We start from the raw sequence: 19,043 nt of genomic DNA, 5'->3' as shown, positions 1-19,043 counted from the left end.
ACAGATTCCGTGACGCGCGCCAGACTGGTGAGCGAGGACAGGGGCACGACGGGAACCACGATACGGGACGGGCGCGCGCCGTCGCAGAACACCGTGTTGCGAGCGATCCGCCGTCGGCGCCCCTGCCCTTCCGGGTCGAAGGTGTTGGGGTTCACGTCGAATTTCGGGAAGTTCGACGACGAGATGTCGAGCCTGATCCGATGGCCGGCCTTGAACAATGTTGCCGTCGCGAAAGGCTCTATGGTGATCCGGAACGGGACCTCCGGCTCGATCGGCTCCGGCTTCTCCCAGGACTTGCGATAACGGCAACGGAAGATGCCGTCCGTCAAGTTGAGCGCGAAGCCGGTCGGATAATCCGCTGACGGCGGATGCAGGTCGACCAGCTTGGCGGTGAAATCCGTGTCGGGCGCGTCGGAGGCGACCCAGAGCTCGACCGTGATCGGCCCGATCACCGCCATGTCCTCCGCCAGCGGCAGGCTCTCGAAGGACAGCACGTCGCGCCGGGCGATCAGGGGCATGCCGGCATCGCGCGAGCCGAAGAAGCGCGGCCCCTCGCGCTGATCGAAGCCGCCGCCCTCGAAGATCGGCTGGCCGCTGGTCAGCGCACCGCCGATGGTCGGCACCGGATCGGCCGGGTCGAAATCATAGGTCAGCGGCGCAGTGTCGGGAGCCGGCGCGTCGCGCGAGAGCCGTCCGTTGCCGTGGATGTACCAAGCCTGCTGATCCGTATCCGGCAGCGGCCAATGCGAGGTCTCGATCCAGCGCCCGCCATGGACGAGGCGTCCGTCGGCATCCTTCTCGCCCGAACCGCCGCCCATCAGGAACAGGCGCAGCGTCGGGTCGGCCTCCAGCCCGTTGGGCTCGTCCCGGAGCCAGCGATCGAACCAGCGCTTACGGAAATCGAGCCAGTTCGTGTCGACATTGCCGTCGAAAGGCGCAGCCTCGCCGAAGGACGTATCGCCGGCGAAGGTCGACTGGCGGTTGCCGTGCAAGCCGGCCCCCATGATGACGTTGAGATGCCTACGGCCCGAGGCACTGAGGCCCGCGAAATTGTCGAAGGTCGTCTTCACATAGACGTCGTACCAGCTCGACATCAGCAGGATCGGGATGTCAGGCACGGCGTCGTAGAAGCCCTCCAGCCACAGGCCCGGCCGTTTCCATTCCGGGCCGAAGGTGCCGGCGCGCCACTGGTCGAGCAGATAGGTCTCGTATTCCGGCACCCAGCGCACCGGAGAGCGCCCCTCGCTCCACGGCATCACGCGGAACCAGGCGTGCAGGTTCTCCGCGGCGAGGCCGGCTGCGACGACGGGGTCGGCGAGCGCGTCCGGGCTTTCCTGCGCCCGGTTATAGGCCCAGGTCGCCTGCTTCAGCTCGAAGGCGCCACCCTGGCGTATGCCGCACGAGAAGGCGTTCGAAAAGCCGCCGGAATCGAGGATCATGCAGGCGAGACCGGGCGGTGTCAGCGAGGCCAGAGCCGCCTGGGTATGAGCGGCGTAGGACAGGCCCATCGTGCCGATCCGGCCATTGCACCAGGGCTGCGCGACGATCCAGGCGCAGGTATCGTAACCGTCCTCGGCGTCGGAGACGTATTTGACGAACTCGCCCTCCGAGCCGTAGCGGCCGCGGCAATCCTGATAGACCACCGCATAGCCGGCCCGGACGAAATGCGCCGCGACATCGGCGCGGGCCATCGGCTTGGCCTCGTTGCGACCGATCTCGGAGCGCGAGCGCTCCGCCTTGCCATAGGGCGTGCGCTCCATCACGACCGGGAAAGGACCGGCAAGGGCCTGCCCGTTTCGCGCCGGCAGGTAGATATCGGTGGCGAGCCGGATGCCGTCCCGCATCGTCACCATGACGTCCTTCAGCGTAACGACGTCATGGCCACTTTCCGGAGCAGTGGCCGGGCTCATGGCCTTCATCGATTGGGAGTTCACTTGGCCAGCCCCGCTCGCGCCGCCGTGGTGTCCTCGGCCATGTTGGCTTCGTAGGTGATGTTGGCCTTCGAGGCCCAGGCGATCTTCTGCCAGTAGAGCGGGATCACCGGCAGGTCGGCGAAGACCATCTTCGACGCGGCCTGAATGCCGGCGATGCGCTTGCTCTCGTCGAACTGGGTCAGCGCCTCAGCCAGCGCCTTGTCGAAGGCCGGATTGGAATAGCGCGCCCGGTTGAAGCCGCCGGTGCCGGCCTTCGAGTCCGCGGTCATGAACAGGTTGCGCATGCCCGGCCCTGCGGTCGGGGTCGTCGTGCCCAGCGAGAAGATGAAGGCGGAGAAGCTCTGCCGGCTCGCCGCACTGGCATAGACGTTATAGGGCTGCGTCATCACGCCGTTCACCTTGATGCCGCCGCGCGAGAACATCTGGCCGATCGCCTGCGCGATATCCTTGTCGCCGGCGAAACGGTCGTTCGAGGAATGGATGGTGATGCCGAACCCGTCCTTCAGCCCGGCCTGCTGCAGCAGGGTCTTGGCGCCGGCGAGGTCATTGGCGACCGGCTTGAGCGCGGGATCGAAGCCGGCAACGCCCTCCGGAACGAGCTGGCCGGCCGGCAGGCCGGCGCCGTTGAGCAGCCGCTCGACGATCGCCGGCACGTTGATCAGCTTGGCCAGCGCCTGACGCACGCGCAGGTCCTGCAGCGGATTGGGCTTCAGCGGCTTGCCGTCCTTGTCGGTGACGAAGGGGCTCTCCTCGCGCGCGGTGTCGAGCGCGAGATAGATCAGGCGGGCTGAGGGGATCGCGTGGACCTTGAGCCCCGCCGTCTTCTCCAGCACCGGCAGGTCGGCCGGCGGCACGCCGTCGATCAGGTCGACCGCGCCCGAGCGCAGCGCCGCGACGCGGGCCGCGTCATTGGCGATGAAGCGGATCGTCACCGTCTCGAAGGCGGGCTTCGCCCCCCAATAGCCCTCGTTGCGCGTGAGGATGACGCGGTCGCCCGGCACCCATTCCTTGAACTTGTAGGGACCGGAGCCGACGAGCCCGTCACCCTTGTTGTAGTCCTGCAGGCTCTTGCCCTCGGCCGAGGCGCGCTCGAGGATGTAGACGAAGCCGACCCGCTCCATCAGGTCCGGCGTCGGCACCTCGGTCTTCACCTCCAGCGTCGTCGCATCGATCGCTTTCGCCGAGACCACGCCCGAGACGTTGTTGGAGAACGGCGCCGGACTGTTGGGCACGTTGCGGGCGCGCTCCAGCGAGAAGGCGACATCATCGGCCGTGACCGGCTTGCCGCTCTGGAAGCGGGCATCCTTGCGCAGGTTGATCCGCCATGTCGTCGGATCGACCGCCGACCAGCTCTCGGCCAGGCTCGGCTGCATGCGCAGATGCGCGTCAGTCTCGACCAGCCGGTCGAATATCTGCATGGCGATATTCTGGTTCGGCCCGGTGCGGGAGAACAGCGGGTCCATCGCCGAGGGCTCGCTTGCGGTGCCGATGACGAGATCGGCGGCGCTGGCGAAGCCCGCACCGCCAAGCCAGGCGACGCTGGCGAGCAAGGGCAGGAGCGCGGTGAGGCGGGGCTTGGCGGTCGTGCGAAGCTTGGAGGTCATGCGATATCTCCTCTTCAGGCGCTGCCGCCGGCCGTGAGCGATACGGCGGCGGCCTGGTTGAGATGGCAGGCGCTGAGATGTCCGTCAGCGATCGGTTCGAGCGGCGGCCGCGCCTGGGCGCAGGGGGTGAAGATGCGCGAGCAACGTGGATGGAAGGCGCAGCCGGAGGGCGGATGCAGCGGCGAGGGAATTTCGCCGCGTATCGGCGTGAAGGCGCGGCGGCGCTCCTTCACCGAGGGCAGTTCGCGCAGCAGGGCCGCGGTATAGGGATGGTTCGGCGCGGCGAAGAACGCATCGGCCGACGCGGTCTCGACGACGCGACCGAGATACATGATCGCGACCCGGTCGCTGATATGCTTCACCACGCTGAGGTCGTGGCTGATGAAGAGATAGGTCAGGCCGAGCTCCTCGCGCAGATCCATGAACAGGTTGATGACCTGCGCCTGGATCGAGACGTCGAGGGCCGAGACCGACTCGTCGCAGACGATCAATCGCGGCTTGACCGCGAGCGCCCGGGCGATGCCGATGCGCTGGCGCTGGCCGCCGGAGAACTGGTGCGGGTAGCGCTTGCGATAGGAGGGGTCGAGCCCGACCTTCTCGAGCAGCTCCGCCACATAGTCGTCGACCTCCCCTGCCCGGACGAGGCCGTGCACCCGCGGCGCCTCGCCGACGAGATCGACGACGCGCTTGCGCGGGTTGAGCGAGGACATCGGGTCCTGAAAGATCACCTGCACGGCGAGCCGCATCTCCAGCGCCTCGCTGCGCGAGAGCGAGGCGACATCCTTGCCCTGCCAGAGCAAGGTGCCTTCGGTCAGCGGCAGCAGGCCCGCCAGCAGGCGGCCGAGCGTGGACTTGCCGCAGCCGGATTCGCCGACGAGGCCGAGCACCTCGCCCTGCCGGATGGCGATGTCGACGCCTTCGACGGCATGGACGGTTTCCTCGGAGATGTTCGCGCCGAGCACACGGGCGAGCTTCTCCGCCGCGTCGAGGCCACGGGAAAAGCGCCGGACGAGTCCGCGTCCTTCGATGAGATCTGCGGTCATGCTGCGACTCCGGGCAAGAGCGGGTGGTGGCAGCGGAAGCTGTGGCTCACGCCCTGCGGCTTGGGCTCCTGCTGGCAGACCTCGCTCGCGGCGAAGCAGCGCGTCCGGAAGGCGCATCCGGCGGGCCGAGCCAGCGGCGAAGGCGAGAGACCGGGGATCGGATGCAGCCGCTCGCCCCGCGCCGCATTGGCCGGCAGCGCCTCCATCAGGCCGCGCGTATAGGGGTGGGCCGGCCGGTCGAGCACGTCGTCGGTGGCGCCGGTCTCAACGATGCGGCCGGCATACATCACCGCGATCCGGTCGGCGAGGCTGGCGACGACGCCGAGATCGTGGCTGATCCAGATCAGCGCCATGCCGAATTCGCTGGCCAGCCGGCGCACCTCGAACAGGATCTGGCCCTGGATGGTGACGTCGAGCGCGGTCGTCGGCTCGTCGGCGATGATCAGGTCGGGCTTGTGCAGCAGCGCGATCGCGATCGCGACGCGCTGGCGCATGCCGCCCGAGAACTGGTGCGGATAGGCCTTCAGGCGCTCCTCCGGCGAGGGAATGCCGACGAGGCCCAGCGCATCGCGGGAGCGCATACGCGCCTCCTCCCGTGAGACCGCATCATGGGCGAGCACGGCCTCGACCATCTGCGTCTCGATCGAGAGCACCGGGTTGAGCGTCATCATCGGGTCCTGGAAGATCATCGCGATCTTCTTGCCGCGCAGGCGCCTGAGCCGCTCGGCCGGGAGCCCGACGAGGTCCTCGCCCTGGAACAGGATGCGCCCGCCTGCGACCCGTCCGGGCGGCTCGATCAGTCCCAGGATCGAGAAGCCGGTGATCGACTTGCCCGAGCCGGACTCACCGACGAGGCCGAGGATTTCGCCACGATCGACGCTGAAGGAGACGCCGTCCACGGCGCGGACCAGGCCGGCCGAGCTGGCGAACTGGGTTTCAAGATTCTCGACGGAGAGCACCGGGTTCATGGCTCAGCGCTCCGCAAGACGGGGGTTCAGCACCTCGCGCAGCCGGTCGCCGACGATGTTGATGCTGAAGACGAGGGTGAGCAGCAGCAGTCCGGGATAGACGCTGATCCAGTACTGGCCGGAGAGCAGCACCTGATAGCCGTTGGCGATCAGCAGGCCGAGCGAGGGCTGGGTGATCGGCAGGCCGATGCCGAGGAAGGACAGCGTCGCCTCGGCCGAGATCGCGTTCGCGACCTGCAGCGTGCCGATGACGATGAGCGGCGAGAGGCAGTTCGGCAGGAGATGGCCGAAGAGCATGCGCGGCCGCGACAGGCCGAGCATCCTGGCCGCCTCGATATAGTCCTTGCCCTTCTCGACCAGGGCCGCGGCACGGACGGCGCGGGCGAACATCGCCCATTGCACCAGCACCAGCGCGAAGATCACCTTGCCGACGCCCTGCCCGAGGATGGCGAGCAGCATCAGCGCGACGAGCAGGGTCGGAAAGCCCAGCATCAGGTCGACCAGCCGCATGATCACGCTGTCGATGCGCCCGCCGAAATAGGCGGCCGAAAGGCCGAGCACGGTGCCGACGACGAGCGCGACGAGACCGGCGAGAACGCCGACGAAGAGCGAGGTCCTGAGGCCGTAGATCATGGCCGAGAGCATGTCGCGGCCCTGCACGTCGGTGCCGAACCAGTAGGTCGCGCCGCCTATGCTCTCCGCGCCGGGCGGCAGCTTCGAGTCCATGATGTCGAGCGTCGAGAGGTCGTAAGGGTCCTGCGGGGCGAGCGCCGGGCCGAAGACGGCGGTCAGGATCAGCAGGATGCAGACGAAGGCGGCGATCGTCGCCTTCGGGCTCTTCAGGATGCCGGCGAGCGAGCGCGCCAGCAGGCTGTCGGAATCGGGGCGCAGTGCCGCGAACAAGGCAGGTTTCGCGAGTGCCATCAGTTGCGCCCCAGCCGGATGCGCGGATCGAGGATCGAGTAGAGCACGTCGACCGCGAAGTTGAGCACGATGAAGAGGCTGACGACGACGAGCAGATAGGCGACGACCACCGGCCGGTCGAGCCGCATGATCGAGTCGATCAGGAGCTTGCCGACGCCGGGCCAGGCGAAGATCGTCTCGGTGACGACGCCGAAGGCGATCAGCGAGCCGATCTCCATGCCGATCACGGTGACGAGCGGAATCATGATCGTCTTCAGCACATGCACCAGCACGACCCGGCGCTCGGTCAGCCCTTTGGCGCGGGCGAACTTGACGAAATCGAGCGGCATCGTCTCGCGCACGCCGGTCCGCGTCAGCCGGATGACGAGCGAGAGCTTGAACAGGGCGAGATTGGTCGCCGGCAGGATCAGGTGGCGGATGCCCTCCCAGGAAGCGAAGCTGGTCTCGATGCCGAATATCTGCCCGGTCGGCCCGCGTCCGCTGGAGGGCAGCCAGCCGAGCCAGACCGAGAAGATCATCACCAGCATCATGCCCTGCCAGAAATTCGGCAGGCTGAAGCCGAGGATCGAGCCGGTCATGATCGTCTCGTCGGTGACGGAGCGCGGCTTGAGGCCTGCGATCAGCCCGAGCGGAATGCCGATGACGAGCGCGATCAGGATCGCGACCAGCGCCAGCTCCAGCGTCGCCGGCAGGCGCTCGAGAATAAGCGAGATCGAGGGCTGGTTGAAGACGAAGGAGCGGCCAAGATCGCCCTTCAGCGCGTTACCGAGAAAGGCGAGGAACTGCACCGGCAGCGGCTTGTCGAGACCGAGCGAGGCTTCGACCTGAGCCCGCTCCGCCGGGGTGGCGTCGGGCGCGATCAGCATCTCGGCGGGGTCGCCGATGGCATAGACCCCGACGAAGACGATGACGGCGGTCGCCGCCAGCACCAGCAGGCTCTGCATCAATCGTCGAATGACGAAGACGGTCATCGATGGCTCCCGGCATTGGCAGGGCGGCGTGATCGCCGTTCACCTGTCGCGCCGACCATGGGCGGCGCCGGAAACCCGCGCAACCGTATGCGCAAAGCGCATCGGGCTATGTCCGACCTTGCGCCTCCAGCCGACTCTTCAGGATGTCGGTGAAAGCCTCCGCCGAGCGCGACATCGGCGCGCCCTTCAGCGTGACGATGCCATAGGCGCCGTGGATGCAGGGGCTGAACGGGCGCTGCTCGATCGGCAGATGCCGGTAGAGGCCCGCGATCAGCTCGGGCACCACGGCGACGCCGAGCCCGCGGGCGACAAGCCCGCAGGTGGCTTCGACCGAATGGACCTCGATCCGTACGATCGGGAAGACGCCCGCCCGCCGCAATTGCCGCTCGAAGGCGAGGCGCGCCGGCCGCTGGCGGCCGAGCATGATCAGATGATGCCCCGAGAGATCGCGCGACACGAGGTTCGGCCGCTCCGCCAGCGGATGGCCGGCCGGCATGATGCAGACCGACTCGGAATGCACGATCTCACGAGCATCGAAGCCCTTGTCGCGCGGCGGCAGGCTGACAAAGCCGATATCGGCTGCCCGTGCCAGCACCATCTGCTCGATCGCATCGTAATGCCCGCCGATCAGCTCGACCGAGGCGTCATGGCGCTGGGCGAGATAGGTCTCGATCACCTCCGGCATCACCGTCGCGATGAAGGAGTGCGGCACCGCCACCTTGAGGAAGCGCTGGCCTACGGTCCCGGCCCGCAGGTCCTCGGTATAGCGCTTCAACCGGGCGACCAGCGAGGCCAGCTCGCCGACCTCGTCCATCAGGGCGAAAGCCTCCGGCCGCGGCAGCAGGCGGCCCTTGCTGCGCTCGAAGAGCTCGAAGCCGAGCTCCTCCTCGAGCTGCGTGAGCTGCCGGCTGACCGCCGATTGCGAGAGGCCGAGCGCGGTGGCGGCGGCGATGGTCGATCCGCCCGCCATCACGGAGCGGAAAATCTCGATCTGCCGGATCTTCATCGGCCAGTTTTCACATGAGGTGGTTGCAGCATGAGATCATGCGAGATTGTCGTCATCGGAATGCGGTGCCGGTGTCCCCAGAAACCAGACAACCATGGATCATGGCCAAGGCACAGGGGAACCGTCCCGAGATTATCGGCCACAACTCCCGAGAAGCCGGGCCATGATGGACAAGTTGTCGCCTGAGGCTCGGCCCGGTGGCTGAAGCACGGACCGATGCTCCACATCCCAAGCGCAGCAGATCTCAAATCTCGATCTCGACGCCGACCTCGACGACCTGGGTAGCCGGGACGTGGAAATGAGCAGCGGAGCGCTCGGCATTGCGCTGCATGAAGGCGAACAGGGATTCCCGCCACACGGCCATTCCCGCGATGTCCTCACGCGGGATCACGGTTTCGCGGCCGATATAGTAGGAGAGGTCGGCGAGATCGATGCCGGGCAGCAGGCCGCGCTCGACGCCGCAACGCAGGCCGTCGGGGATGCGCGGCGTCTCCATGAAGCCGAAATGCAGGATCACCCGCGTGACACCGGGCGCGAGCTCGATCGTTTCCATGCGGTTTTCATCGGCTACGCGCGGGATTTCCTCCAGCTTGCCGGTGACGAGCAGAATCCGCTCGTGCAGGGCATGGTTGTGGCGCACGAAATGCGAGAGCGAGAGCGGAACGCCGCGGGCGGCCGAGGCAAGGAAGGCCGCCGCGCCGGGCAGGCGCACCGGTGGCTTCGCCGACAGCATCTCGAGAAACGCCTTCTCCGGGTCGCGCTGGCGGCTGCGCGCCGCCTCCACCAGCGAGAGGCCGCGCCGCCAGGTCAGCATGACCACCACCAGCACGAGCGCCAGGACCAGCGGATACCAGCCGCCCTCATGCAGCTTCGGCAGGTTGGCGGAGAAGAACACGAGATCGATCAGCAGGAAGAAGCCATTGACCGCGACGACAAGGATCGGGCTGAAACCCCATTTCAGAGCGATCAGCGCCGCCAACCCCGTGGTGATGGCCATCAGCAGGGAGACCGCGATGCCATAGGCGCCGGCCAGGGCCTCGGATGAGCGGAATGCGAAGACCGACGTCAAGGTCGCCAGGCAGATGAGCCAGTTGACGATCGGGATGTAGATCTGGCCCCGCTGATCATGCGCCGTGTGCTTGATGCGGACCGCCGGGAAGAGGCCGAGCTGCACGGCCTGGCGGGTCAACGAAAAGGCTCCGGTGAGGATCGACTGCGAGGCGATGACGGCGGCGGCCGTCGCGAAGAGGATCAGGGGATAATGCGCCCAGTTCGGGGCGAGCTGGTAAAATGGGTTCTCGATCGCTTCCGGATGGATCAGCAACAGCCCGCCCTGGCCGAAATAATTGAGCATCAGTGCCGGCAGCACGACGGCAAACCAGGCCAGGCGGATCGTCCTCGGGCCGAAATGGCCCATATCCGCATACATCGCCTCGCCGCCTGTCACGGCCAGGAAAGTCGCCCCGAGAACGGCGAAGCCGACGACCGGCGAGGTATGGGTGATGAAATACAGCGCGTTGAACGGATTGATCGCGGACAGGATGCCCGGCGCCATCAGGATGCCCCGGATGCCGAGAAGCGCGAGGATCAGGAACCAGAGCAGCATGACCGGCCCGAACAGCCGGCCGATGAAACCTGTGCCCTTGCTCTGAACCAGGAAGAGACCCATCAGGATCGCAGCGGTCAACGGAACCACGGCCGGTGCCAGGAACGGTGCGTCGACCTTGAGGCCTTCGATGGCGCTGAGCACGGAGATCGCCGGCGTGATGGCGCCGTCGCCATAGAGCAACGCGGCGCCGACGAGACCGACCACGAGGACATAGGCCCGTGCCGAGCCCGGCTTGGCATGACGCGCCTTGAGCAGGGCCAGCATCGCCATGATGCCGCCTTCGCCGCGGTTGTCGGCCCGCATGATCAGCAGCGAGTACTTGATCGAGATGATCAGGATCAGTGCCCAGAGGATCATCGAGACGCAACCGATGACGGCCTGCGGCGCGAGCGTGCCGCCTGCTGCGGCGGCGCGGACGGCCTCCTTCAGCGCATAGAGCGGGCTGGTGCCGATATCGCCATAGACGACGCCGAGCGCTCCCAGCGTCAGGACGGGGATGGAGCCGCCGTGATCGTCATGGGGCCGGGCATGATTCTGCGGCTGAATCTCGTTGGCCATGCGCTACCCCCTAGGATGGAATAGGGCATGCCGTATCGCTGACAGCAAGGCGCGATCCGCGCAGGAGGCGGGCGCTCAGCCTCGTTCCGCCCAAGTTCAGGCTGACAGGTGGCAGAACTTTGGTAACGTAAACCGGCCGTCAAGCATTCCCAGCAATTCTCCGCGACATGAACGCCCGCCGCATGCCCCGTTTCCGTGCCCTGCCCATTCTGGCCGTTGCCGCTTTCGCGGCGCTCGGCGGCTGCGTGGCGCTCGACAACTACCCGTCGAAGGGCGATGCCCGGCCGCATCCCGGCGTCGCGGCGGCGCATCAGTATCCGATCCATGGCATCGACATCTCGCGCTGGCAGGGCGAGATCGACTGGACCGCCGTCAAGGCGGCCGGCACCCGTTTCGTCTACATGAAGGCGACCGAGGGCGGCGACCATGTCGACCCAACCTTCCGCCGCAACTGGGAAGGCGCCCGCCGCGCCGGCGTTCCGCGCGGCGCCTATCATTTCGTCTTCTGGTGCCGCCCGGCCCATGAGCAGGCGGTCTGGTTCAAGCAACAGATCCCGAACGATCCGGACGCCCTGCCCCCGGTGCTCGACGTCGAGTGGAACGGCCATTCGCGGACCTGCCCGCAGAAGATCGATCGCGAGCTCGCCCGCGAGAAGATCGCGCTCATGCTGACCGAGCTGGAGCAACTCACCGGCAAGAAGCCGGTGATCTATACCGACATCACCTTCCATCGCGAGGTGCTGGAGGGGCAGTTCAACAACTACGCCTACTGGATCCGCTCGACCGCCGCGCTGCCGGAGACCCGCTACAACAACCGCCCCTGGGCCTTCTGGCAGTTCACCACGACCGGCCGCGTGCCGGGCATCCGTGGCGATGTCGACCGCAACGCCTTCTTCGGCAGCGAGAGCCAGTTCGCCGGCTGGCTGCGCGGCGAATATGACATCGGCACGCGCCGCTGGGACAAGCGCGAGGGGCCGGCACAGCCCGCGCCCGTTCAGCAGCAGCCGCTGCCTCCCCCGTCAGCCCCCGAGCCACAGGAACCGGGCGACGTGCCCGTCGCGCGCATCCCCGGCAGCGTGCCCGCCGTCGCCTCGACCATGCGGGCGATCGACAACCAGGTCGAGCCCGCCGTCCTCGACTGAGCGGACGGGCGGAATCGCGCCGGTTAACCAAGGCTGAAATTCATTGTTCAACTGCGCCGCAATTCTAACCGGCGCTTAACCACGCTCCTCGCATCTGGACCTGTGATGCAGGAGAAACACATGCCAGCGCGCAAGCTGACCAGCGGATGGATCGGGCTGAAAGCCCTCGCCTTCGCGGCGCTGATGATAGGTCTCGTCGAGCCGGCGCAGGCGCTCTATCCGAAGAAGGGCGACAGCTCGCCCCATCACGGCGTCCGCGATGCGCGACGCAAGGTGATCCAGGGCATCGACGTCTCCCGCTGGCAGGGCGAGATCGACTGGGCCCGGGTCAAGGATGCCGGCACGCGCTTCGCCTTCATCAAGGCGACCGAGGGCGGCGACCATCTCGATCCGAATTTCAAGCGCAACTGGGCCGAGGCGAAGAAGCACGGCGTCGCCCGCGGCGCCTATCATTTCGTCTGGTGGTGCCGTCCCGCCAAGGATCAGGTGCGCTGGATCAAGAAGCACATCCCGCGCGACCCCGACGCCCTGCCGCCGGTACTCGATGTCGAATGGCAGAACGACTCACAATGCACCCGCAAGATCTCGAAAGAGCTGGCCATGGCCAAGATCAACGAGATGCTGAAGGGCCTGCGCGAGCATACCGGCAAGAAGCCGGTGATCTATACCGACATCAATTTCCATGAGGACGTGCTGGAGGGCGAGCTCAACGACTACCCCTTCTGGCTGCGCTCGACCGCCGCCCCGCTGGCGAAGCGCTATGAGCGCGACCGCTGGGAGTTCTGGCAGTTCACCACCACCGGCCGCGTGCCGGGCATCACCGGCGACGTCGACCGCAACGCCTTCTTCGGCAGCGAGCGCGAATTCGAGGCCTGGCGCCAGGGCCGCTTCGACATCGGCACACGCAAATGGCATGGCGGCGAACCAAGGATCGCGGCACGGACGCCGACGCCCGCTCCCACTCCCGCCGGCCTGCGCGCGCCCAAGGACGCCGGCGGCACCAGGCTGAAATTCGCTCCGCCCGGCCGGATTCCCAACGCACGCACCGCCGATAACCGCCGCGCCGATATCACAGGCTCAATCGGGCGCGACTGAGGCACCTTTTGCCGGCTGTCATGCCGCCGTCATATCCGCGGCGCCCTTAGGCGCCGCGCCGCCGGAGATGTCCGTGGCGACAGTGGAAGCCCGGCATGCTCAGCGATCTTCAGTCCCAATCCGGCATCATCTGGGCCTATCGTTTCGACGCCGACGGAGAGCCCACCCGCATCCCCCGCAACGAGATGCCGGAGCTTGCTCCCGCCGAAGGCTTCGTCTGGCTCCATCTCGACCTCGTCCATACGCGGGCGCAGAGCTGGATCGCCGAGCAGGACCTGCCGGACGCAACGCAGGAAGCCTTCCTCTCGCATGAGCCGCACCAGCGGCTCGACCACTCCGCCAATCTCGCCTGGGGCGTCTCGCACGATCTGATCCGCGACATCGCCGATAAATCCGAGGATGTCGGCGCGCTGCGCTGGATCATCGGCGAGAACTTCCTGCTGACCGGCCGGCGCGAGGCCCTGCATTCGATCCGCATGACGGCGGAAGCGCTCGATCGCGGCGAGCCGGCCGCAAGCCCTGCGGGGCTCTTCGAGCAGATCATCGAATACATCATCGACGACGTCACCGATGCGGTCGTGCGCCTCGTCGACGAGACCGACAGCGTCGAGGACCATATCCTGCTCGACCGCCTGCATGACGGCCCGCAGCGCGTCGGCGCGGTCCGCCGCACCGCAGTGCGGCTGCATCGCCAGCTCAGCGGGCTGCATGTGCTGTTCCGCCGCTTCGCCGAGACCCAGTCCGGCCGCAGCGCGCCCGATGCCGTGAAGGCCGCCGCGACGCGCTTGCTCCAGCGCGTCGACGGCCTGCATCACGATGTCCAGTCGGTGCAGGATCGGGCGCGGCTGTTGCAGGACGAGATCGCCGCCCGCTCGGCCAGCCGCACAAACCGGCAGCTCTATGTGCTCTCGCTGCTGACGGCCCTGTTCCTGCCCGCGACCTTCATCACCGGCCTGTTCGGCATCAACGTGAAGGGCCTGCCCTGGGTCGAATCGGAGGCCGGCGCGGTCTTCGTGGCGCTGACCTGCCTCGCCGCCGCTCTGCTGACCCTCGTCCTGCTCCGCCGCCGGGGCGTGATCGGGAGCTGAACCGGCCCGCTCGCGATTCAGGCTGCCGCCGAACGCGCATTCACCTCGACGGTGACATGGGACAGCGTCGGCAGATCCGCGAGCAGGGCTTTGTAGGCCGAAGGCGGCCGTGGCTCGCCCGTGACGATCGAGACGATGGCGCTGCGATGGCCCGGCCCGACCTGCCAGAGGTGGAGATCGACGACCTCTGCCCCCTCGGCAGCCAGCCGCTCGCCGATACGCTTCGCCAATGCCTCGTCCGGCACGGTGTCGAGCAAAACGGCGCCCGAACTGCGCAAAAGGCTCACAGACCAATGCGCGATCACCGCCGCGCCGACGATGCCCATCACCGGATCGAGCCAGACCCAGCCGTAGAACCGCCCGCCGAGCAGCGCCGCGATCGCCAGGATCGAGGTGAAGGCATCGGCGAGAACATGCATATAGGCCGCGCGCAGATTGGTGTCCGCGCCATGCCCGCCATGGGAATGGTGGTCGTGGTGGTGATCGTCGTGACCATGATGATCATGGGCGTGGCCATGGCCATGGTGCCCGGCTCCGCCATGTGTGTGACCGTGATGGTGATGGTGGCCGTGCCCATCCCGGAGCAGCCAGACGCTTGCCAGATTCACCAGAAGGCCGAGCACCGCGATCGCCGTCGCCTGCGTGAAATCGATCGCGACCGGCGCGGCAAGCCGCATCGCCGATTCCCAGCCGACCGCGATGGCGACCAGCATCAGCAGCAAGGCGCTGGCGAAGGCGGCGAGATCGCCGAGCTTGCCCGTGCCGAAGCTGAAGCGGCGGTCATGCGCATGCTGGCGCGCGAAGCGATAGGCGAAGGCCGCGATGCCGAGCGCGGCTGCATGGGTCGACATGTGCCAGCCATCGGCCACCAGCGCCATCGAGCCGAAGACGGTGCCGGCGACGATCTCGGCGACCATCGTAGCGCTCGTCAGGCCGACGACGAGCCAGGTGCGGCGCTCGTGCCGGTCATGCTCGCTGCCGAGGAAGACGTGCTGGTGCTGGGCGGGAAAGCTGGTCGCATCCGACATCGGTTGGCTCCGGATCGTCAGAGGTATTTGGTGAGGGCCTTGAGCTCTTCGATCGAACGACGCGCCTCGGGCGTCGTCGCCTGGGCATGGTCGAACAGGTGGTGCTCGATATGGTCGAAGATCAGCAGCGACTTGACCTTCTCCAGCGCCTTCTCGACCGCCTGGAGCTGCTGCACGACGTCCGGGACGCTCCGGCCCGTCTCGACCATCCCGACGACGGTGCCGAGATGGCCCTGTGCCCGGCGCAGGCGGTTGATGATGTCGGGGTCCATGGCGTGGCTCATGAGGCATATCCTATCCCCCCGGATAGGATATGCAACAGCCTTCGATTGGATGTGACCACGCCATGGCAAGCTGCTGCCTCCGGGAGGAAGCAGCGATTTCGACTGGACTACGAACGAAGTTGTCAGGCGGAAGCGAAGGGCGACAGCGCCGCCTCGCCTCCCCGAAGGTGTGTGGCGATCAGGCTTGAGCCTTGGCGGCCCGCTGCTGCGCCCGCTTCTCCTCGGCCTTGGCGCCCCAGAAGATCGCGCCGCGGATCAGCAGGAACTCCAGCACGAGAATGCTGATGAACGCTCCGGCGATGAGCATCTGGTCGCTGCTGCGATAGCGCGCAATGCTGGCGATGCCACCGGGCATGGAGCCGGCGATGACGAGTACCAAGGCGGCCTGCAGAACGAAGGTCGCGAGCGCGCAGAGCAGCGCGACGAACCAGGCGCGGCCGGGTGGCGGGCGAGCCTGCTCGCGCCGGAACCAGATCTGCCCCATCCATGAAGCAGCGCTCCAGATCAGGATCAGCCCCAGCGCGCCCGTGCTGCCCGGCGATTGCTTGAGATAGGATTCAAGCACCAGGAACGCGATGTTGAGGACGATCACGCCACCGATGAGGAAAGCGCTGTAGCGCAGGACGAGGGCCCCGTTGGATATGGGCGATACGGTCGAGGGCTGAGACATTCGGAAACTCCGGGCAGGCATGGTTCAGCCTGCCGGCTACTCTGGCCAGCAAGGCGGGTAAAGCCCGGCCGCTGCATGATGGGCCGGCATCGCCAAAGGCCGGCCCGTGCGAATCCTCGCAAACCGCCCTCTGCTCGGCTCGGCCTGACACCGGCATTCCCGATCTGTAAGCTCGCCGCAAAGCGGCCGGCATCCAGGCTGCGCAACGCCGTTCGATCCGGGAGGACCTCATGCTCGCCAACGCGCCGCGCCCGTTCAATTTCGACCTCGGCGAGACCGCCGACGCGATCCGCGACACCGTCCATGCCTTCGCGCAGGAGAAGATCGCCCCGCGTGCCGAGGAGATCGACAAGAGCAACCAGTTCCCGCGCGATCTCTGGCCGGAGATGGGCGCGCTCGGCCTGCATGGCATGACGGTCGATGAGGAGCATGGCGGCACGGGCTTGGGCTATCTCGAGCATTGCATCGCGGTCGAGGAGGTCTCGCGCGCGTCAGCCTCGGTCGGCCTCTCCTATGGCGCCCACTCCAATCTCTGCGTCAACCAGATCAGCCGCAACGGCAACGAGGCGCAGAAGCGGAAATACCTGCCGAAGCTGATCTCGGGCGAGCATGTCGGCGCGCTTGCGATGTCCGAGCCGGGCTCGGGCTCCGACGTCGTCTCGATGCGCACCCGCGCCGACAAGAAGGGCGACCGCTACGTCCTCAACGGCAACAAGATGTGGATCACCAACGGCCCGATCGCCGAGACGCTGGTCGTCTACGCCAAGACCGATCCCGAGGCTGGCCCGCGCGGCATCACCGCCTTCCTGATCGAGAAGGGCATGAAGGGTTTCTCGACCCACCAGAAGCTCGACAAGCTCGGCATGCGCGGCTCCGACACCTGCGAGCTCGTCTTCCAGGATTGCGAGGTGCCGGAGGAGAACGTGCTCGGCACCGTCGGGCGCGGCGTCAACGTGCTGATGTCCGGCCTCGACTACGAGCGCGTCGTGCTGGCGGCCGGCCCGCTCGGCATCATGCAGGCGGCGCTCGACGTGGTCATGCCCTATGTCCACGAGCGCAAGCAGTTCGGCCAGTCGATCGGCGAATTCCAGCTCGTGCAGGGCAAGGTCGCCGACATGTATGTCGCGATGAATTCCTGCCGCGCCTATGTCTATGCCGTCGCCAAGGCCTGCGATCGCGGCGAGACCACGCGCGAGGACGCGGCCGGCGCCATCCTGATCGCAGCCGAGAAGGCGACGCAGGTCGCGCTCGATGCGATCCAGCTTCTCGGCGGCAACGGCTATATCAACGACTACCCGACCGGCCGCCTGCTGCGCGACGCCAAGCTCTACGAGATCGGCGCCGGCACCAGCGAAATCCGGCGGATGCTGATCGGCCGCGAGCTGTTCAACAAGACGAAGTGAGGCTAGAGGGCCTCATGCCTCTTTACTTCGCCTATGGCCTCAACATGGACCCGGTCGGGATGGCTGAGCGCTGCCCGAAGGCGCAGCCGCTCGGCCCTGCCCGCTTGCCGCGGCACCGCTTCATCGTCACCCGCGATGGCTATGCCTCGGTGATCCGCGATCCCCGCGAGGAGGTCCATGGCGTGCTGTGGGACTGTTCGCTCAGCGACATGCGCGTCCTCGACAAGTTCGAGGAACTGGCCAGCGGGCTCTATGTGAAGATCAGCCAACCGGTGATCGTGCCCGGCGGCGCCAAGCGCGCGCTGATCTATATCGGCCGCTCCGGCGATCCCGGGCGACCGAAGTCGGGTTATATGGACGCCGTCATCGCCGGAGCAAAACATCACGGCCTGCCAGAGACTTACGTCACCGGCTTGAACCGTTTTTTGCCTGAGAACCGAGGCGTAGTGTTGCCGCGATTGCAGGAGAAACTCCGCAGGTTCTGACAGGCGCTCTACCGATGCCCTTAGCGACGGTAGAAACCTCTGCTTCCCGGCGGCTCGGTTCGCGCTAAGCTCAAACCTTGCCTTGAATGCTTCGTTCGCGCGGACATCGCAGCGCCCGATCACGTTCGCGTCTGAGCCGGATGCTGACGATGTGGCGTCGCGGCTCATGATGAACTCGCGCGCCGCCACCGCCCCCGCGCAGATCACCGCGGCGGCCAAGGCTCCCGAGGCGCTGGGGATAGTTCGGCGAACGAAAGCGATCACAGTTCCGAATTTGCCAACGCGGCGCTTCCGAACTGAGGCATTCCAAAATTTTTGAGATTACGAAAAGATGTGCATCTTCAGAGAGATACATGGCGCGGGCGACGGGGCTCGAACCCGCGACCTCCGGCGTGACAGGCCGGCACTCTAACCAACTGAGCTACGCCCGCGCTGGGCGGCTGAGGCATTCGCCGTCAGCGACGTGGTGAGTATTGCCCCCGACCTGAAGTGTCAAGCGAGTGTCGCCGGCAAAATCACATCTGGGGAAAAATATCCTCGGCGGCACTCAGGGCTCGCCCGCGCCCTCCCCGCTTTCCGGCGATGCGAGGCAAGGATCGAGCAGGACGTGGCGCTTGTCCTGGCGGTTATATCCGCCGCGCAGCACGGCTTTGTCGCCGGGTTTCAGTTCTCCGGCGCCATAGGTCACGCAGAGAACCCTGACGCCCGGCCCGACGCACACCGCGACATACCAGAGTGCCCCATCCGTGCGGACGAGGCTGACCGTTCCCGCAATCGCCATGTCGACGCGCGAATCGGAGGGAATCGAATCGGGAAGCTGCGCAGCGATGGATTCGCAGCTCGCCGGTTTGGCGGGCTGCTCCGGATGCGAGAAGGCCGGCCGGTCAGCGAAGAAGGAATCGGGCAGGAGCGTTTGCGCCGCGCCCTGCCTCGTGACGAGGACGAGCCCGAGACAGGCAGCGACACCTGCATGGCGCAGGACAGGGCGGAGGCGGATCAGGCTGCGCGTGTTCATGGCACCGGCAAGGTGACGATGAAGATGGCGGAATTCGGCCTCTGACCGATCTTTGCGGGCGGGCTGCCCGACAACGCTTGCGATGCGGCAGCCGAGGCCTTAAACGCGACCGCGTGGGGCGGTTAGCTCAGTTGGTAGAGCGTCTCCTTTACACGGAGAGGGTCGGCGGTTCGAGCCCGTCACCGCCCACCATCATCCCAGTACCGACAGTTCTGG

The 19,043-nt window shown here is 66.8% G+C and carries 16 protein-coding genes, 2 tRNA genes and 1 pseudogene (1 of these 19 cut by a window edge); 6 read left to right on the top strand and 13 right to left on the bottom strand.

All coding sequences use genetic code 11. The features are described from left to right. The 8 genes from NUV79_RS04085 to NUV79_RS04050 all read right to left on the bottom strand — a co-directional run. Positions 1 to 1,844 carry the 5' portion of a CocE/NonD family hydrolase gene (locus tag NUV79_RS04085; RefSeq protein ID WP_465246826.1) on the bottom strand. It extends 70 nt beyond the left edge of the window, so 1,844 of the gene's 1,914 nt are visible here — the first part of the coding sequence; it begins with the start codon at positions 1,842 to 1,844; its stop codon lies beyond the left edge, outside the window. Positions 1,845 to 1,930: 86 nt separating this feature from the next. Continuing rightward, on the bottom strand, positions 1,931 to 3,538 hold the full coding sequence (locus NUV79_RS04080) for an ABC transporter substrate-binding protein (protein ID WP_257731798.1): 1,608 nt from the start codon (positions 3,536 to 3,538) through the stop codon (positions 1,931 to 1,933). Positions 3,539 to 3,552: 14 nt separating this feature from the next. Next, positions 3,553 to 4,581 carry an ABC transporter ATP-binding protein gene (locus tag NUV79_RS04075; protein ID WP_257731797.1) on the bottom strand — a complete coding sequence of 343 codons (1,029 nt, stop codon included), beginning with the start codon at positions 4,579 to 4,581 and terminating at the stop codon, positions 3,553 to 3,555. Then, positions 4,578 to 5,549 (bottom strand): ABC transporter ATP-binding protein, encoded by a 972-nt coding sequence (locus NUV79_RS04070; RefSeq protein WP_257731796.1) that lies wholly within the window; start codon positions 5,547 to 5,549, stop codon positions 4,578 to 4,580. The genes NUV79_RS04075 and NUV79_RS04070 overlap by 4 nt, the downstream gene beginning before the upstream one ends. 3 nt (positions 5,550 to 5,552) lie before the next feature. Continuing rightward, positions 5,553 to 6,473: an ABC transporter permease gene (locus tag NUV79_RS04065; RefSeq protein ID WP_257731795.1), complete on the bottom strand. Its 921-nt coding sequence runs from the start codon at positions 6,471 to 6,473 to the stop codon at positions 5,553 to 5,555. Next, entirely contained in the window at positions 6,473 to 7,444 is a 972-nt protein-coding gene (locus NUV79_RS04060; RefSeq protein WP_257731794.1) for an ABC transporter permease, read from the bottom strand. Before NUV79_RS04060 ends, NUV79_RS04065 begins: the two co-directional genes overlap by 1 nt. 106 nt (positions 7,445 to 7,550) lie before the next feature. Beyond that, positions 7,551 to 8,450: a LysR substrate-binding domain-containing protein gene (locus NUV79_RS04055; protein WP_257731793.1), complete on the bottom strand. Its 900-nt coding sequence runs from the start codon at positions 8,448 to 8,450 to the stop codon at positions 7,551 to 7,553. 244 nt (positions 8,451 to 8,694) lie between these two features. Next, the gene (locus NUV79_RS04050; protein WP_257731985.1) at positions 8,695 to 10,548 is read right to left on the bottom strand and encodes a potassium transporter Kup; all 1,854 of its coding nucleotides are present in this window, start codon (positions 10,546 to 10,548) and stop codon (positions 8,695 to 8,697) included. A 236-nt stretch (positions 10,549 to 10,784) separates the two neighbouring features. Between NUV79_RS04050 and NUV79_RS04045 the strand changes: the two are divergent. From NUV79_RS04045 to NUV79_RS04035, 3 genes and pseudogenes are all read left to right on the top strand, one after another. Then, positions 10,785 to 11,558, top strand: a pseudogene (locus tag NUV79_RS04045) (glycoside hydrolase family 25 protein); the annotation flags it as partial. A 321-nt stretch (positions 11,559 to 11,879) separates the two neighbouring features. Continuing rightward, positions 11,880 to 12,854: a glycoside hydrolase family 25 protein gene (locus NUV79_RS04040; RefSeq protein ID WP_257731791.1), complete on the top strand. Its 975-nt coding sequence runs from the start codon at positions 11,880 to 11,882 to the stop codon at positions 12,852 to 12,854. Positions 12,855 to 12,949: 95 nt separating this feature from the next. Then, the gene (locus NUV79_RS04035; RefSeq protein ID WP_257731790.1) at positions 12,950 to 13,942 is read left to right on the top strand and encodes a CorA family divalent cation transporter; all 993 of its coding nucleotides are present in this window, start codon (positions 12,950 to 12,952) and stop codon (positions 13,940 to 13,942) included. Between the two features lie 17 nt (positions 13,943 to 13,959). On the opposite strand, the gene dmeF is transcribed toward NUV79_RS04035, so the two are convergent. From dmeF to NUV79_RS04020, 3 genes are all read right to left on the bottom strand, one after another. Beyond that, on the bottom strand, positions 13,960 to 14,970 hold the full coding sequence (gene dmeF / locus NUV79_RS04030; protein ID WP_257731789.1) for a CDF family Co(II)/Ni(II) efflux transporter DmeF: 1,011 nt from the start codon (positions 14,968 to 14,970) through the stop codon (positions 13,960 to 13,962). A 17-nt stretch (positions 14,971 to 14,987) separates the two neighbouring features. Next, positions 14,988 to 15,254: a metal-sensing transcriptional repressor gene (locus tag NUV79_RS04025; protein ID WP_113254115.1), complete on the bottom strand. Its 267-nt coding sequence runs from the start codon at positions 15,252 to 15,254 to the stop codon at positions 14,988 to 14,990. A gap of 178 nt (positions 15,255 to 15,432) precedes the next feature. Beyond that, on the bottom strand, positions 15,433 to 15,924 hold the full coding sequence (locus NUV79_RS04020) for an ABZJ_00895 family protein (RefSeq protein ID WP_257731788.1): 492 nt from the start codon (positions 15,922 to 15,924) through the stop codon (positions 15,433 to 15,435). A gap of 230 nt (positions 15,925 to 16,154) precedes the next feature. On the opposite strand from NUV79_RS04020, the gene NUV79_RS04015 reads away from it, so the two are divergent. Both NUV79_RS04015 and NUV79_RS04010 read left to right on the top strand, forming a co-directional pair. Next, positions 16,155 to 17,327 carry an isovaleryl-CoA dehydrogenase gene (locus NUV79_RS04015; protein ID WP_257731787.1) on the top strand — a complete coding sequence of 391 codons (1,173 nt, stop codon included), beginning with the start codon at positions 16,155 to 16,157 and terminating at the stop codon, positions 17,325 to 17,327. Between the two features lie 14 nt (positions 17,328 to 17,341). After that, positions 17,342 to 17,812 carry a gamma-glutamylcyclotransferase family protein gene (locus tag NUV79_RS04010; protein WP_257731786.1) on the top strand — a complete coding sequence of 157 codons (471 nt, stop codon included), beginning with the start codon at positions 17,342 to 17,344 and terminating at the stop codon, positions 17,810 to 17,812. Positions 17,813 to 18,166: 354 nt separating this feature from the next. Here the strand turns inward: NUV79_RS04010 and NUV79_RS04005 are convergent. Continuing rightward, a tRNA-Asp gene (locus NUV79_RS04005) sits at positions 18,167 to 18,243 on the bottom strand. Positions 18,244 to 18,359: 116 nt separating this feature from the next. Beyond that, complete coding sequence (locus tag NUV79_RS04000; protein WP_257731785.1) at positions 18,360 to 18,827, bottom strand: hypothetical protein; 468 nt, start codon at positions 18,825 to 18,827, stop codon at positions 18,360 to 18,362. Positions 18,828 to 18,943: 116 nt separating this feature from the next. Here NUV79_RS04000 and NUV79_RS03995 point away from each other — a divergent pair. Beyond that, positions 18,944 to 19,019: transfer RNA gene (locus NUV79_RS03995), tRNA-Val, on the top strand. The last annotated feature ends 24 nt before the right edge of the window (positions 19,020 to 19,043 follow it).

The organism is Allobosea sp. 47.2.35, from assembly GCF_024655635.1.
GTDB lineage: Bacteria > Pseudomonadota > Alphaproteobacteria > Rhizobiales > Beijerinckiaceae > Allobosea.
This window is presented reverse-complemented; position numbering and strand designations above follow the sequence as displayed.